We start from the raw sequence: 14,677 nt of genomic DNA on the forward strand, positions 1-14,677 counted from the left end.
CGATCCCCCATGCTCATCTGGCGATTGACCGCACCATCTCCTCGAGCGGACGCATGTGCTGATCCATCGCACGCGTGATCTCGGTTGGATCCCTGCTGCGCAGCGCCGCCAGCGTGTCCTCGTGCACCCTGACGATCGCGCCGGCCGCGCGTGGGTTGGAGAAATAGCCGCGCATGCGCACGAACAGGTGCTCCAGAACCTGATGCTGGTAAAGCGCGAGCGCGCTGCTGCGCGCGGCCCGGCCCATGATGTAGTGGAATTGGTGGTCGAGGCGGATCATCATCGAAAGCTCGCCCTCGCGATGGTCGCGCAGCCGCTCTATCGCCTCCTCCATCGCCGCGAAATCCTCCGGTCTTGCCCGCCGCGCCGCCAGTTGTGCGATCTGCATCTCAACTGGCCGCCGCGCCTCCACGATGCCGGCGAGATCGACATGTCCCAGCGGGCCGCTCATCGCCAGTATATGCTCCGGAACTTCGTTCGTCTCCACCACAAGGCCGCCGCCGACGCCGCGTATGGCGCGCACCACCGAGGCGCCGGCCAGCACCTTCAGCGCCGCCCCGACCACCGGCTTGCTGACGCGCATCAGCCGGGCCAGCGCCTCGATGTTGGGCAGCCGCTCGCCTGGGTTGTAGGCGCCGGACAGGATGGCGAAGGCGATCTGCTCGACTACCTGTTCGTGCGCCCTCGTGCTGGGGATGGGATGGAAAGGCTCGCGGCCGAATCCGCCAGTAGGGGAAATGCCGACCATCACGCCGCGGCCCCGGTCGCCAACCTGCCGCCGGTCGAAGGAATGGCACACCCCCGGTCCATGCGCTTCTTGAGAATCGTCGCAACGTGAAGAAGAATTATAATGATCGTATCGTAAGCAAAACACCGGAAAAGACAACATACGTTGTCGTCCGTGGAACGCGGGGTTTTCAAAGACCCTGGGCAGGGCATTACTGCCTTGCATTAGCGCTGGCATATATACGAGCCTTCTGCGCCGCTTTATATGCCGCCGGGCGAGAAGTTCTGGCGGGTGAGAAGCTGTGGCGGGATCACGCGGCTGCCGGACCGCATCTCGCGCGGCGTCATGCCGAATTGCGCCCGGAAACAGCGGTTGAAATAGGATATATCATGGAAGCCGCTCCGCTTGGCGATCTCGGCGAGGTCGTGGCGCGGGTCCGACAGCATGGACACCGCCAGGTTGAGGCGGAGTTCCATGACGATGCGCCGCCACCGCCGCGGGCCCGCTCGGCCGCCGGGAAAACCGGTCAAACCGACGGCGGTTTCTCCTCGCCGTCTACCGGCCAGATCCAGAAGCCAAAACCTTCTTCGGTCAGGATGCGGTTGAGCACCATGCGGTGCACTTCGTCGGCGCCGTCGACCAGCCGCGCCTGGCGGGCGTAGCGGTAGATCCATTCGAGCACCGTGTCGGTCGAATAGCCGCGCGCGCCGTTGATCTGGATCGCGATGTCTGCCGCCTCGTGCAGCAGATTGGCGACGTGGATCTTCGCCATGGACACTTCCTTGCGCGCGAAGCCGCCGCGGTCGAGTTCCCACGCCGCCTTCATCACCAGCAGCCGGCCGATCTCGATCTTCATGGCCAGTCCGCCCAGCATCAACTGGATCGATTCGCGGTCGGCCAGCCGCTGGCCGAACCCCTCGCGCCGCGCCGCATAGTCCTGGGCAATCTCGACGGCGCGTTTCGATAACCCCAGCCAGCGCATGCAATGCGTCAGCCGCGCCGGGCCCAGCCTTGTCTGCGTGACCTTCAGCCCGCGACCGACGCCGCCCAGAATGTTCTCTTCCGGCACTTCCAGCCCGTCGAACTCGAGTTCGCAATGGCCGCCATGCTCCTCCGGCCCCATGATGCCGATGCGCCGCACGATCCGCCATCCGGGCTGGTCCCGGTGATAGAGGAAGGCGGTCAGGCCATTGCGCGGATCGTCCGAGGTTCGCGCCATGAGGATGAAATGGCTCGCCTCCTCCGCGCCGGTGATGAACCATTTGCGGCCGGTGATCAGATAGCTTTTGCCTTTCTTCTCCGCCCGGGTCCGGATCATCGACGGATCGGAGCCGCCGCCGGGATGCGGCTCCGTCATGGCGAAGGCGGATCTCACCTTGCCCTCCACGATGGGCTTGAGCCAGCGCTCGCGCTGGGCCGGCGTGCCGAGCTGTTCCAGCACCATCATGTTGCCGTCGTCGGGCGCCGCCGAGTTGAACACAGCCGGCCCGAAGATCGAGCGGTTCATCGCCTCGTAGCAGACTGCCATGCCGACCTTGCCGAGACCGGCGCCGCCGGTCTCTTTCTTCAATTGCAGGCACCAGAGGCCGCGCGCTCGCGCCTCGGCGCGCAATTCGTCGAGCAGGCCGAGGCGGATATTGCCGTGCCCGTCATAGGAGGCCGGATCGGCTTCCAGCGGCAGGATTTTTTCCTCGACCATTTTCGCGATGCGGACGCGGAAATCCTCGATGTCCGGGGAGATGCGAAAATCCATCGAAAATTCCTACAGGCTGGACACGAGGTGGCCGCCGTCGACCGCCAGCGCGGCACCGGTGATGTAGGCGCCCGCGTCCGAGGCGAGCAGCAATAGCGCGCCGTCGAGATCCTGCTCCAGGCCGATGCGCCGCTGCGGTATACGGCGCACCAGCGCCTCGCCGACCTCGGTCGTAAAGAAATCCCGGTTGATCTCGGTGACGATGTAGCCGGGACAGAGCGCATTGACCCTGATCCCGTGCCGCGCCCATTCGAGCGCCAGCGCCTTGGTGAGGTGCACGAGGCCGGCCTTGGACGCCGCATAGGCGGCAAGCTGGTTGGCGACGCGGAAACCGGTGATCGAGGCGATGTTGACGATCGATCCGCCGCGGCCCCTCCCGGCCATCTTTCTCGCCGCCGCCTGCGCCACAAGGAAGGCGCCCGTCAGATTGGTGTCGATGACGGCTTCCCAATCCTCGGCCGCCATGTCCATCGCCTTGCCTGCATGCGCGATGCCGGCATTGTTGACGAGGATGTCGGGAACGACATCGTCGAACGCGGAGGCGATCGATCCAGCATCGGTCACGTCGAGCGCGATCGCGCTTGCCTGGCCGCCGGCCGCGGTGATCTCGGCGCGCAACGCCTCCAGCCGGTCGGTGCGGCGGGCGGCCAGCACGACCGACGCCCCCGCCCGCGCCAGCAGCCCGGCAAAATGCCGGCCGAGACCGCTCGATGCGCCTGTCACCAGCGCGGTGCGGCCGTCGAGCCGCCAGGTTGCGAACACGTCCTGCCCGCTCATGTTGGCCGCCCTGGCAGTTCCGATTGCGCAAAGGCGTAGCGTGTCATGCGGCCTCCCTGAACCTCGTGACGGAATGTCTGCGCCGGGCGCGAACGCCTTCGCCCGCGCCGGCCGTGACGGCTGGCAGAACCGAACGCGTAACTACCGGATCCTCAGCTAATACGATGCTTGCGTCCGGGACAACCTCGAACCGGACGAGCTCTTGGATCGTGACCCTGACGGACCGCGTCCCGGTCCGTCGTCAGGCCGCGGCCGAGCGTCCGCCGAGAGATCCCTACGCACGGTCTCCACCGACCGCCGTGCCGGATCACGCCTTCCAGGAAGGCGCCAGGCTCTTCAGAAACCGGTCGAAGATCGAGTCGAACCGGTCCGGCGAATCCCAGAACGGTGCGTGGCCCGACTTCGAGATCACATGTTTCTTGCCCTCCCACAGGTTGGAGAAGGGGATGGTGTCGACGAACTCCACGTTCACGAAAGGCTCGTCGGTGCCGTTGAGCACGGCGATCGGCGGCGTGTCGCCCAAAATGATCCGGCTCTGGTCGCGGCCGACGCCTTCCGCAAACTTGCCCAGCATCAGCTTTCGCGCGCGGCCGTCGGTGCGCTTCACCGCGTCGTGGAGCAACTGGTCGAAGGGCTCGCCGCAGGTGTTGCGGGCGTAGGCATCGATGTCCTCCGGCGTAAAATGCTCCTTGCCGGCCAGCCCCATATGCGGGCTCGGCAAAAAACCGTTGCCGAGGTCTGCTGCCGAGACCGGCGGCGTGCCGGTGATCATCAGGCCGAGCATGCCCTTGTAGAGGCCGATCATCTCCAGCCCGATATGGCCACCCAGCGACCAGCCGAAGATCGCCGCGCGCTCGTGCCCCAGCTTCAGCATCGCCTCGGTGAAAGCGGCGGCGTAGCCCGGCATGTTGTAGGTGCGGTCGAGGTCGATCGCATTGTCCGACTCGCCATGCCCCGGCAGGTCGATAGCGATCAGGTGAAAATCTTGGCCGATCTGGCCGTCGAACTGGTTGCGGAACACTTCCGACGACGACGAATTGCCGTGGATCATCAGCACCGGCATCCCTGTGCCGTCGGTCTCGCGCACCGCCAGCGTGCCGTGGCTCGTTTCGATCCTGGATTTTTTCGTCGCCACCCCGGCCTCCAACCCTGTTCTCAGGCAATTGCACATAATTCAATCACACCCCGATCCGCGTGCGCCAATTAGGCAAAAATGCGTGTCGAGGTATGAAAATATCTTTTCAGATTGAACCGCGTGTGCATAGATTGTCAATCATTCAACCTCGCCTACCACACGCAACAGGGGAACGTGTCATGACTTCCAACGCCGTGGGCCGCCGTGTCCGCCAACTCGTCCTGGGGGCCTCGATCGCTGCGCTCACAGCCGCCGCCAGCACCGCCGCCTTCGCCGACACCATCAAGATCGGCCTGCTCGCCCCGCTCACCGGCCCTGCCGCGGCGGATGGCCAGGAATTCCAGCGCGGCGCCCAGCTCGCCATCGACGAGATCAACGCGGCCGGAGGCTTCAACGGCGACACGTTCGAACTGGCGGTCGGCGACGTGAAGGACCAGTCGGCCGGCGCGGTGACCAGCGCCGTCGAGCGCCTGCTCGGCGACCAGGACGTGCATCTGATGACGACCGGCTATGCCAGCCTGACCAATTTCGAGATCGACAACATGGCGGAAGCGGAGATGCCCTACATTCTCTCGGCCAACTCGCAGCAGACCAAGGACATCGTCTCGGCGGATCCGTCGAAATACGGCTGCTGCTGGTCGCTGACGCCGTCCTACGATGCGTACAATACGGACGTTACTACCTTCGTCGAGAAACTCGCGGCCGACGGCAAGATCCAGTTGCCGACCAGGAAGGTGGCGATCGTCTCTTCCGACAACGCCTATTCCAAAACCATCTCGGAAGGCATGAAGAAGACATTTGCCGAGAAGGGCTGGACCATCACCGTCGACGAACTCGTGCCGTTCGGCGAGGTCACCGATTGGCGCGCCATCCTGGCAAAAGTCCGCGAGAACGTGCCGGACGTCGTCATCAACACCGACTACCTGCCCGGCAACTCGGCCTCCTTCCTCAACCAGTTCCTGGAGCAGCCGACCAAGAGCCTGGTCTTCCTGCAATACGCGCCCAGCGTGCCGGAGTTCGTCGAGCTGACCAAGAAGAACTCAGACGGTGTCATCTACAACCTGCTCGGCGGCCCGCTGACCACGCCGAAGAACCCGCGCGCCGCCGAGGTCGCCGACAAGTACAAGGCGAAATACGGCGTCGAGAGCGGCACCTATGGCGTGGCGCTCTACGAGACGGTCTATCTTTATCTCGATGCACTGAAGAAGGCCGGCGACCCCGCCGACCACCAGGCTGTCATGAAGGCACTGGCCGAGACCGACAAGCAGATCGCCGCCGGCCGCCTGAAGTTCGATCCGGCGACCCACCTCGCCACGCAGGGCGACGAGTTCATCCCGATCACCTTCTTCCAGATCTGGGACGGAAAGCGCGACCTGATCTCGCCGGTGCAATACGCCACCGGCGAGTTCAAGATCCAGCCCTGGATGCAGTGACGCATGGCACTGCTTGAACTTGACGACGTCTCAAAAGCCTTCGGTTCGCTGAAGGCCGTCGACGGTGTCTCCTTCAAGGTCGAGGCCGGCGAGATTTTCGGCATCGCCGGCCCGAACGGCAGCGGCAAGAGCACGCTGTTCAACGTGATTACCGGCATTCCCTTCGGGCCGGACCGCGGCACCATCCGTTTCGACGGCACGCCGATCCAGGGCCTGCGCGGTCACAGGATCGCACGACTTGGTCTGGCGCGGACGTTTCAGCGCGAGACCAGTTTCGACGGGCTGACCGTGTTCGAGAACGCACTGATGGGTTCCAGCTTCGGGGCGGCCAGCCAGCCGTCGGCTTCCGCGCGCGAGGCTGCCGCCGAGGCGCTGGAATTCGTCGGGCTGGGCGCGGAAAACTTCGGCCGTCCGGCGGGCGAGCTTTCCGTGTTCCAGCGCAAATGCCTGATGCTGGCCACCGCGATCGCCATGAAACCAAAGATGCTCTTGCTCGACGAGCCTGCGTCAAGCCTTACCAAGCCGGAGATCGACAGTACGATCGAGCTCATCCGCCGCACCGCGGCGCGCGGCATCACCATCCTGTTGATCGAGCATGTGCTGACCTTCCTGATGAGCCTTTCCCAACATCTCCTCGTGCTCAACCAGGGCACCATGCTGGCGCTCGGCGAACCGCGCACGGTGATCGCCGACGAGCGGGTCATCGAAGCCTATCTCGGCACGCGAAGGGCGGCGGCGTGAGCGCCTCGATGCTCGACGTCGCCGGGCTCACGGCCGGATACGGCCGCGTCACCGTGCTGGACGGCATCTCGATGGAGGCCGGCCGATTCGGCAATGTCGGGCTGTTCGGCCCCAACGGCCACGGCAAGACGACGCTGCTGCGCGCCGTCTCCGGCCTCTTGAAGCCGCGCGGCGGCGAGGTGCGGTTCGACGGCGAGGACATCACCGGCCTGTCGCCGCGCGCCATCGTCGGCAAGGGGCTGATCCACGTGCCGCAAGGCAACACGCTGTTCCCCGACCTCACCATCGCCGACTGCCTGGCGCTCGGCGCCTATTCGCCGCGTGCCAGGCCACACGAGGCCGCCAACCGCGAGAAGGTGCTAGCGCTGTTCCCGAAGCTCAGGGAACGCTGGCGCCAGCGTGTGCGCACCCTGTCGGGCGGCGAGCGGCAGATGGTCTCCATCGGCACCGCGCTGATGAGCCATCCGAAACTGCTCATCCTCGACGAGCCGACGCTCGGCCTCGCGCCGAAGATCAAGGACGAGCTCTGCAAGTCCGTGTTTGACATCTCGAAGAGCGGCGTGCCGCTGATCGTCGTCGAGCAGGACGTCGAGTTCCTGCTGGAACTCAGCAAGCACCTCTATTTCATCAATCACGGCCAGGTGGAGACGGAGATCAAGCCGGGCGAGAGCCTCGCCCACTCCGACATCATGGCCATGTATTTCGGGCACTGACTCCAAATGAATACGGCGGCGGACATCCTTTTCGGCGGCCTGTTCCAAGGCTCGCTCTACGCCATGATGGCGGTCGGCCTGGCGCTGGTCTGGACCACCATCGGCGTCTTCAACTTCAGCCACGGCGTCTTCATGATGCTCGGCGCCTATCTCGCCTGGCAGGGCATCGCATGGGGCTTTCCGGCCTATGTCGCCTTCCCGCTGGCGGTGGCGCTGATGGCCGGCGTGGGCTGGCTGCTGCAGGCGACCGTGGTCAGGCCGCTGATCGGCCGCGCCAACCTGGTGCTGGTGGTCGTCATCACCACGCTCGCCGCCGGCTCGCTGATCGAGAACGGCGCGCTGGTCGTCTGGGGACCGCGCTCCAAGCAGGTGCCGCCGTTGCTGGAGGGCAACATCACGCTGGGCGGTATCGGCGTGTCGCTGCACCAGATCGCCATCATCGTCATCACGCCGATCATCCTGGCAGCGCTCTGGTTCTTCCTCAACCGGACGCGGCTCGGCCTGGCGCTCAGGGCCGTGGCGCAGAACGAGGACGCCAGCCGCCTTGTCGGCCTCAACGTCACCATGCTCTACGCGCTGGCCTTCGGCATTGCCGCCGCGCTCGCCGCACTCGCCGGCATCTTTCTCGGCGGCTACCGCTTCATGACGCCGGTGATGGGCGCCGACCCGCTGCTCAAGGCGCTGATCGTCGTCGTCTTCGGCGGCATTTCCAGCATTTCCGGCCCGATCTTCGCGGCCTATGTGATCGGCTTCTTCGAGGCGATCTGCAGCTATTATTTCGGGCTCTACTGGACGCCGGCGCTGCTGTTCGCCGCCCTGATCCTGACGCTGATGGTCAAACCCGAGGGCCTGTTCACCAGAAGCGGCGGGAGGCTGGCATGAGCGCCGCGAACCTCGCCGACACGCAAACCTCCCGCCCGGCGGCAAGCGCCGTCCCGGTCGGCCCCGGCCGCGTGCCGTGGCAGCGCGAGGCGATCGGCATCGTCGTCGGTTTCGCGCTGCTGGCGCTGCTGCCCCTGATCTTCACCGACAGCTACAGCCGCCATGTGCTGATCATGGTGTTCATCTACGCCATCGTCGCGTCCAACTGGGACCTCAGCCTGGGTTACGGCGGCATCTTCAATTTCGGCCACATCGCGCTGTTCGGCATCGGCGTCTATGCCTACAGTCTGCTCACAAAGCTCGCCGGGCTGGATCCGTGGGTGGCGATGGCTGCCAGCGGCGCGGTCGCCGTCGTCGCGGCGGTCGCCATCACCATTCCCATCCTCAGGCTGAAGGGCATCTACATCATCCTGGTCACCTTCGGCTTCGCGCAACTGGTGATGCAGATCATTTTGAGCCAGTCCGACTACACCGGTGGCACGCAGGGCATCGTGCGCATCCCGTCGCTCTACATCTTCGACCACAACATGGTCCGCGACGGCAAATTCGCCTATTTCTACATCGCGCTGGCGCTGCTGGCGGCGAGCACCGTCTTCCTTCGGGCCTTCGTGCGGTCGCGCACCGGCATCGGCATCGTGGCGCTGCGCGACAACGAGGAATACGCGGTGAGCCGCGGCATCTCGCTGGTCAGGCAGCGGCTGATCACGCTGGCGGCGAGCGCCTTCTTCACCGGCGTCGCCGGCGCCTTCTACGCCGCCTACCAGCGCAACGCCTCTGTCGAAGTGTTCAGCATGAGCCTCGGCACCATCATCCTGTCCATGGTCCTGCTCGGCGGCACCAGCACCATCTATGGCGCGATCATCGCCTCCTTTGTGCTGACGGTGTTTTCCGAGGCGATGGCCGATTTCGGCGCCTGGCGCCCGATCATCACCGCCGTGCTGATCCTGGTCGTGATGCTCGCCTATCCCGGCGGCATTGTCGGCATGCTGAAAAGTGCGATGGCGGTGTTCTCGCGGCGCACGTCCGCAAGGAAGAGCTAGATGACAAGCCGGCGGGTCATTTACCTGGCCGGCCCGTAGACTTCAGCCGATCATTGCCGACGGCCGGAAGCGTTCTGCGCCAGAAAACGTTCCGCGAGCGTCGCCCAGTAGCGGATGCCCACCGGCAGCACCTCGTCGTTGAAATCGTAGCGCGGATTGTGAAGCTGGCGCGGCGCCGCTTCCCCCTCATGGCGCGAGCCGAGGAAGACGTAGCATCCGGGAGCCGCGCCGAGCATGAAGGCGAAATCCTCGGCGCCCATGACGGGCTGCATCGCCGCATTCACGGCCGCCGAAACCTCCTCGGCGACGTTTTTCGCGAACTCGGTTTCATCAGCCGTGTTGCGCAGCACCGGATAGCCACGCTCGAACAGGAATTCGTGGCTGGCGCCGCCGGCTTCGGCTGCATTGCGCACCAGCCTTTCCAGCCCCGCCTCGAACTGGTCCCGCACGGCGTCGTTCAGCGTATAGACCGTGCCGCGCACGACCGCCTTGTCCGGCGTCACATGCACGCTCTGCCGGTCGGCCGGGTTGCCGCTCTGGAACTGCGTGATCGACAGCACCACCGGCTCGGCCGGATTGACGTAGCGCGCCTTGAAGGCGTGCATGGCCTGCACGATCCCGGCCGCGATCAGCAGCGGGTCCGCCACGCCGTACTGCGTGGCCGGATGGGCGAGCGCGCTGCCGATGCGAACCTCGAACGTGTCGATGGAGGCGAGCATCGGGCCGGGGCGCATCATAAAACTGCCGAGCGGCGCGGACGGCAGATTGTGCAGGCCGAACACCGCCTGCACCGGAAACTTTTCGAACAGGCCGTCCTTGACCATAAGATTGCCGCCGCAGCGCTCGTCGCCGGTCTCCTCCGCCGGCTGGAAGATGAAGCGCACGGTGCCGTCGAAATCGCCGTTGCGGGCAAGGTGCTTTGCAGCGCCGAGCAGCATCGCCATGTGCCCGTCATGGCCGCAGGCATGCATCTTGCCGTCCACCGACGAACGATAGTCGACCACGTTCTCCTCATGGATGAACAGGGCGTCCATGTCCGCGCGCAGGCCGACGGCGACCGGGCTGGTGCCCCGCTTCAGCGTGCCGACCACGCCCGTCCCGCCGAGGCCGCGATGCACCTCGATGCCGAACTCCTCCAGTTTTGCGGCGACGAAATCGGCGGTGCGATGCTCGTCGAAGGCCGTTTCGGGATGGGCGTGAAGATGCCGCCGCCAGCGGGTGGCCTCCTCGACGAGGCTGTTGTCGAGTGGAGATGAGCTCATATGCGCCTCCTTCGGCTGCGGAAACTCAGGGGACAGTTTACTTTCTTTCGGCAGAAGGGCTGGAGCAGTCCAGAAGTCGCGCGGGCCGAAAAAAGTAAACTGTCCCCGGCACTTACCTTACCCCGCACCAGTCGATCACGCTGGCCGCGATGACCTTCGCGCTCCTCACCAGCGATTCGATGTCGACATATTCGTCGGTCGAATGGAAACCGTCGCCGCCGGGGCCGTAGATCACCCCGTCGACGCCCGCGCCGGCATAGTGCGCCGCGTCGCAGACGGCAATAAAGCCCTTCATCGTCGGCGCCTTGCCGGCGGCTGTCGCCCGCTTCATCAGCGAGGCGACCAGCGGGTGGTCGGGCGCGGTGTTCATCGGCGGGAAGTGCAGGCCGCCCAAATCCCAGTCGATTTTTATCGGGTTCTTCCTCAGCCAGTCGTCCATGGCGCAGAAGCTGGCGACGAATTCCTCGAAATCCTTGCGGTACTGTTTCGAGGTCTCGTCCGGCAAAAACTTCATGTCGAGGTCGAGCACCGCCGCGTCGGGGATGATCGCCGGGTTGGTCATCACCGTCGGCAGGCCGTTCTCGCCGATCGCCGTGCCGCCCCACATGACGCCGATGTTGATGGTGTTCATGCCGGCCGGCAGCAGCGGATGCGAGCGGGCGCGCACGCGGTTCTGCTCGAACAGATGGACGGCCTCGATGAAGCGCGCGGCGATGTCGATGGCGTTGACGGCAGGCACCAGCCGGTCCGCCGTGTGCTGCTGCGGATAGATCTCGTTGAAGCGGAAGGCCGAATGGCCGTTGCGGCCGCGGATGGTGACGCGCGCCCATTCCAGACCGCCCTCGGCGGGGTGCACGTCGCCCCAGCTCGGCTCGGCCACAAGGATCGCCTTGGCGAGCTTGCCGCGCCTGACATTGTCGATGGCGCCGCCGCCGCCCGCCTCCTCGTCCACCACCGAGTGGAAGGCGAGCCGTCCGTCGAGCTTTATGCCGGCGCGGTTGATGGCGCGCATGGCCGCCACGCAGGCCGCCACCCCGCCCTTCATGTCGATCGAGCCGCGACCGTAGAGCTTGCCGTCCCTGATCTCGCCGCCGAACGGATCGACCGTCCAGTCCTTCAGCGCGCCGGTCGGCACCACGTCGATATGGCCGCACAGGATCAGGCTTTTTTCCTCCGAGCCCGCCTTCTCGCCGACCAGGTTCGGGCGGCCGGGCAGGGCGTCGAACTGCTCGGTGGCAAAACCCTCGTCCTTGAGGATCGGCTCCAGCAGTTTTTGCACGTCGCCTTCGCGGTTCAGGCCGTCGGCCGTTTCGAATTTCGGATTGACCGAGGGGATGCGGACGAGGTCGCGCGTCAGGTTGATGACGAAGTCGCGGTCCTTCTCGATGAAATCCTGCAGCGCCTTGATGGTAGTTTCGGTGTCCGACATGTCTTCCTCTTCGTGGTCGCGGCCTCAGGCCGCCGGCTCGTATGTTGCAATGATGGGTTCCAGAATGGCGGCCAGCCGGCCGGCCCAGGCGGCGACGCCCTCGGCCCCGTCGATCAGGTCGTGCCTGATCTCGATCAGCACTGCAGGGTTGCCGCGATCCGTCCCGTGGACGGGGATGGCGTAGTCGCCCTCGCGCTCGATCCGGTAGGGCTCGTTGTCGCCCACCACCAGGGCAGGGTCGGCGCGAAGTGCTGCCAGGAATTTTTGCGCCAGTTCGCCGCCGTCCTCGTGCAGCACGCCGACATGCCAGGGCCGCGCTACCCCGAGGAACACCGGCGTGAAGCTGTGGATGGCGACGATCAGGTTTTTGGCCGCCCCGCGCCGGTCGAGGAATTTTGCGACCGCCGCATGGAACGGCTCGAACATGCGCTCGCGCCGCAGCGTCCGCTCCGCCTCGTCCATCCCGTCATTGCCGGGGATGTGCGTCGCCTCGGAAAGCACCGGCATGCTGGCCGGAACGCCGAACGGCCGGTTCAGGTCGACCAGCAGCCGCGAATAAGTACCGAGGAAGGCCGGCGCGGCGAGCCTGGCCGCCAGCGCCCGTGTCACCTCGGCCGCGCCGATGTCCCAGGCGATGTGGCGCTCGAGCTCCGCCGGCGCCACGCCCAGCCGTCCATAGACGGCCGGGATATGGTTCGACGCGTGGTCGCAGACCAGCACTAGCGGCGAGCGCGAGCCGGCGTTGACGATCTCGACGGGCTCCGGCCAGTCGGCCGTCGGGGCCAGGGCAGGGGCGGTCAATAGCGGTCCCCATAGGCTGCGCAGATGTCCGCCCTGTCCTTGCCCGCCATCAGCGCCAGCTCGGCCTGCTTCACCGCGACAAAACTTTCGATTAGTGACGCGGGAAACCAGCCCCTTACCACCGCGTCCGCCTCCAGTGCCGCGAGCGCCGCCTCCAGCGTCTCCGGCAGGCGGCGCAGGCCCTTTGCCTCCAACTCCGCCTCGCTCATCAGCGTCGGGTCGCCCGACACGATCGGCGGCGCCGGCAGATTCTGGTCGATGCCGGCCAGCCCGGCCCGCACGATGCCGGCCAGCGCCAGATAGGGATTGGCCGTGGCGTCGGCCGCCCGATACTCGATGTTGAACTGTTTTGCCGGGTCGCGCCCGCCCATCGTCACCACCGGGCAGATGCGCAGCGTCGCCTCGCGGTCGCGTTCGCCGAGCCAGGTGTAGGACGAGCTCCAGTTGTGCGGCGCCAGCCGGTAATAGGAGGGCGGGCTCGACGCCGTCAGCACCGTCAGCGCCTGCAGGTGCTTCAGCACGCCGGCACAGAATGAGCCGGCCACGGCCGACAGGCCACCCGGCCGGCCGCCGTCATAGGTCGCCGGCTTTCCGTCGGCGTCGACCAGGCTGAAATGGATGTGCACGCCGTTGCCGACGCCGTCGAGCACCGGCTTCGGCGCGAAGCAGGCGCGCCGGTCGAGGTTTCGCGCTACCTCGCGCGTAACCTCGCGGATGACGATGGCGCGGTCCGCCGCCGCCAGCCCGTCCGTCGGCGCATGCGTCACCTCGAACTGGTCGTTGCCATATTCGGGAAGCACCATCTCCGGCTCGACGCCGGCCTCTTCCAGGCAGGCGGCAAGTTTTGGCCCGAACACGCCGGCGGCGCGGAAGGCCGCCACCGAGAAGGCATGACCCGGCACGCGCGCCGGATCGGCGGCGGCCGGATGCAGCAAAAATTCCTGCTCGAAGGCGGCGACGACCGATAGCCCGGTCGCCTGCTTCAGCGCCGCCAGCGCATCCTTCAGTTGCGCGCGCGCGCAGCCGGCCCAGGGCGAGCCGTCGAGTTCGACGAGGTCGCCCATGACGAGGTCGAGCGGCGTCTCGGCGCCGGTCGAGCTGGTCGAAAACCGTGCCGATAGATCGGGCACCAATCGGAGGTCGCCGGAGGATCCCCACGGATTTTCGCCGGGGATCGAGTTGAAGGGTGTCAGGCAAAGGTTCGCCGGCACCCAGCCGAGGCCGGTGGCGGCCGTCTTCTGCAAGCGCTCCTCGGTCACCGGCCGGCCGCGCGTTATCGCCGCTAGGTCGGTTGTCACGACATGGGCAAGCGGGGTCATGCTCATGCCTCCCGCCCCAGCGCCTCGAAGCGCCCGACCACGGTCGCCGTGTCCGCCACCCAGCAATAGCCGCCGAACGCCTTCAGCGCGCCGTCGTGCCGCTCCTGCGACGGCGCGGCGCAGGCGTCGGACACGCAGGTCACCAGATAGCCGCGGTCGGCGCCGTCGCGCACCGTCATGTCGACGCACTGGTCGGTCAGCATGCCGCAGACCACGAGGTTGCGGATGCCGAGGTTCTTCAAGAGATAGTCGAGGTTGGTCGAGTTGAAGACGCCGGAGGACGTCTTCGGCAGCAGGATCTCGTCGCCCACGGGCGCAAGTTCCTCCGGCGGAAGACCCTCCCTCATGCTCGGCGGAATGTGGATCGGCGTCAGCTTGTGGTCGAGCGAGCGGTCGCGGCCGTCCTCGGTCAGGCTTTGGATGATGGTGTGCAGCACCTCGACGCCGGCCTCGCGCGCCGCCTTCAGCAGCCTGACCTGATTGGGGATCGTCACCTCGCGGGTCTGCCGGTAGATGTAGTGGTCCGGCCCCCGATCGGCGTAGTCGGGATCGAGCCCTGGCTCCAGCCAGATGCGCTGCATGTCGACGAGCAGCAGCGCCGTCGCCCCTTTCTGAAAAGGTTCGTCTCGGCGCGGAAGCGGGGTCTTGGCGGTCATGAAAACTCC

The 14,677-nt window shown here is 66.0% G+C and carries 15 protein-coding genes; 5 read left to right on the forward strand and 10 right to left on the reverse strand.

Annotated features, from left to right (window positions below):
- Positions 1-13: 13 nt before the first annotated feature.
- The 5 genes from RB623_RS12355 to RB623_RS12375 form a co-directional block, all read right to left on the reverse strand.
- Positions 14-799, reverse strand: coding sequence for an FCD domain-containing protein (locus RB623_RS12355; protein ID WP_308057120.1), 786 nt, complete (start codon positions 797-799; stop codon positions 14-16).
- A 188-nt stretch (positions 800-987) separates the two neighbouring features.
- Positions 988-1,203 carry an AraC family transcriptional regulator gene (locus RB623_RS12360; RefSeq protein WP_308057121.1) on the reverse strand — a complete coding sequence of 72 codons (216 nt, stop codon included), beginning with the start codon at positions 1,201-1,203 and terminating at the stop codon, positions 988-990.
- Positions 1,204-1,253: 50 nt separating this feature from the next.
- Complete coding sequence (locus RB623_RS12365) at positions 1,254-2,480, reverse strand: acyl-CoA dehydrogenase family protein (RefSeq protein WP_308057122.1); 1,227 nt, start codon at positions 2,478-2,480, stop codon at positions 1,254-1,256.
- 9 nt (positions 2,481-2,489) lie between these two features.
- Complete coding sequence (locus RB623_RS12370) at positions 2,490-3,257, reverse strand: SDR family oxidoreductase (protein WP_308057123.1); 768 nt, start codon at positions 3,255-3,257, stop codon at positions 2,490-2,492.
- A gap of 307 nt (positions 3,258-3,564) precedes the next feature.
- Positions 3,565-4,392 carry an alpha/beta hydrolase gene (locus tag RB623_RS12375; RefSeq protein WP_308057124.1) on the reverse strand — a complete coding sequence of 276 codons (828 nt, stop codon included), beginning with the start codon at positions 4,390-4,392 and terminating at the stop codon, positions 3,565-3,567.
- Positions 4,393-4,571: 179 nt separating this feature from the next.
- Here RB623_RS12375 and RB623_RS12380 point away from each other — a divergent pair, with 179 nt between their 5' ends.
- The 5 genes from RB623_RS12380 to RB623_RS12400 are packed head-to-tail and all read left to right on the forward strand — an operon-like array spanning position 4,572 to position 9,201.
- On the forward strand, positions 4,572-5,825 hold the full coding sequence (locus RB623_RS12380; RefSeq protein WP_308057125.1) for an ABC transporter substrate-binding protein: 1,254 nt from the start codon (positions 4,572-4,574) through the stop codon (positions 5,823-5,825).
- Between the two features lie 3 nt (positions 5,826-5,828).
- Entirely contained in the window at positions 5,829-6,566 is a 738-nt protein-coding gene (locus RB623_RS12385; protein WP_308057126.1) for an ABC transporter ATP-binding protein, read from the forward strand.
- Positions 6,563-7,279: an ABC transporter ATP-binding protein gene (locus tag RB623_RS12390; RefSeq protein ID WP_308057127.1), complete on the forward strand. Its 717-nt coding sequence runs from the start codon at positions 6,563-6,565 to the stop codon at positions 7,277-7,279. Before RB623_RS12385 ends, RB623_RS12390 begins: the two co-directional genes overlap by 4 nt.
- 6 nt (positions 7,280-7,285) lie before the next feature.
- Positions 7,286-8,161 (forward strand): branched-chain amino acid ABC transporter permease, encoded by an 876-nt coding sequence (locus RB623_RS12395; RefSeq protein ID WP_308057128.1) that lies wholly within the window; start codon positions 7,286-7,288, stop codon positions 8,159-8,161.
- A complete protein-coding gene (locus RB623_RS12400) occupies positions 8,158-9,201 on the forward strand; it encodes a branched-chain amino acid ABC transporter permease (protein WP_308057129.1) in 1,044 nt (347 codons plus the stop codon). The genes RB623_RS12395 and RB623_RS12400 overlap by 4 nt, the downstream gene beginning before the upstream one ends.
- Positions 9,202-9,251: 50 nt before the next feature.
- On the opposite strand, the gene RB623_RS12405 is transcribed toward RB623_RS12400, so the two are convergent.
- The 5 genes from RB623_RS12405 to RB623_RS12425 all read right to left on the reverse strand — a co-directional run bounded on the left by RB623_RS12405 (position 9,252) and on the right by RB623_RS12425 (position 14,668).
- Positions 9,252-10,463, reverse strand: coding sequence for an amidohydrolase (locus RB623_RS12405; protein ID WP_308057130.1), 1,212 nt, complete (start codon positions 10,461-10,463; stop codon positions 9,252-9,254).
- Positions 10,464-10,575: 112 nt separating this feature from the next.
- Positions 10,576-11,892 (reverse strand): M20 family metallopeptidase, encoded by a 1,317-nt coding sequence (locus RB623_RS12410; protein WP_308057131.1) that lies wholly within the window; start codon positions 11,890-11,892, stop codon positions 10,576-10,578.
- Between the two features lie 24 nt (positions 11,893-11,916).
- The gene (locus RB623_RS12415) at positions 11,917-12,693 is read right to left on the reverse strand and encodes an N-formylglutamate amidohydrolase (RefSeq protein WP_308057132.1); all 777 of its coding nucleotides are present in this window, start codon (positions 12,691-12,693) and stop codon (positions 11,917-11,919) included.
- Positions 12,690-14,012, reverse strand: coding sequence for a glutamine synthetase family protein (locus RB623_RS12420; protein WP_308057133.1), 1,323 nt, complete (start codon positions 14,010-14,012; stop codon positions 12,690-12,692). Before RB623_RS12420 ends, RB623_RS12415 begins: the two co-directional genes overlap by 4 nt.
- A gap of 2 nt (positions 14,013-14,014) precedes the next feature.
- Positions 14,015-14,668: an isochorismatase family cysteine hydrolase gene (locus RB623_RS12425; RefSeq protein ID WP_308057134.1), complete on the reverse strand. Its 654-nt coding sequence runs from the start codon at positions 14,666-14,668 to the stop codon at positions 14,015-14,017.
- Positions 14,669-14,677 lie beyond the last annotated feature (9 nt).

It is taken from the genome of Mesorhizobium sp. LHD-90, assembly GCF_030929505.1.
Classification (GTDB): Bacteria; Pseudomonadota; Alphaproteobacteria; order Rhizobiales; family Rhizobiaceae; genus Kumtagia.

Bases quoted from the DNA above. Each gene is read 5' to 3' on its own strand.
- RB623_RS12360 (WP_308057121.1), bottom strand. From the start codon at position 1,203: ATGGAACTCCGCCTCAACCTGGCGGTGTCCATGCTGTCGGACCCGCGC.
- RB623_RS12365 (WP_308057122.1), bottom strand. From the start codon at position 2,480: ATGGATTTTCGCATCTCCCCGGACATCGAGGATTTCCGCGTCCGCATC.
- RB623_RS12370 (WP_308057123.1), bottom strand. From the start codon at position 3,257: ATGAGCGGGCAGGACGTGTTCGCAACCTGGCGGCTCGACGGCCGCACC.
- RB623_RS12380 (WP_308057125.1), top strand. From the start codon at position 4,572: ATGACTTCCAACGCCGTGGGCCGCCGTGTCCGCCAACTCGTCCTGGGG.
- RB623_RS12385 (WP_308057126.1), top strand. From the start codon at position 5,829: ATGGCACTGCTTGAACTTGACGACGTCTCAAAAGCCTTCGGTTCGCTG.
- RB623_RS12395 (WP_308057128.1), top strand. From the start codon at position 7,286: ATGAATACGGCGGCGGACATCCTTTTCGGCGGCCTGTTCCAAGGCTCG.
- RB623_RS12400 (WP_308057129.1), top strand. From the start codon at position 8,158: ATGAGCGCCGCGAACCTCGCCGACACGCAAACCTCCCGCCCGGCGGCA.
- RB623_RS12405 (WP_308057130.1), bottom strand. From the start codon at position 10,463: ATGAGCTCATCTCCACTCGACAACAGCCTCGTCGAGGAGGCCACCCGC.
- RB623_RS12410 (WP_308057131.1), bottom strand. From the start codon at position 11,892: ATGTCGGACACCGAAACTACCATCAAGGCGCTGCAGGATTTCATCGAG.
- RB623_RS12420 (WP_308057133.1), bottom strand. From the start codon at position 14,012: ATGACCCCGCTTGCCCATGTCGTGACAACCGACCTAGCGGCGATAACG.
- RB623_RS12425 (WP_308057134.1), bottom strand. From the start codon at position 14,668: ATGACCGCCAAGACCCCGCTTCCGCGCCGAGACGAACCTTTTCAGAAA.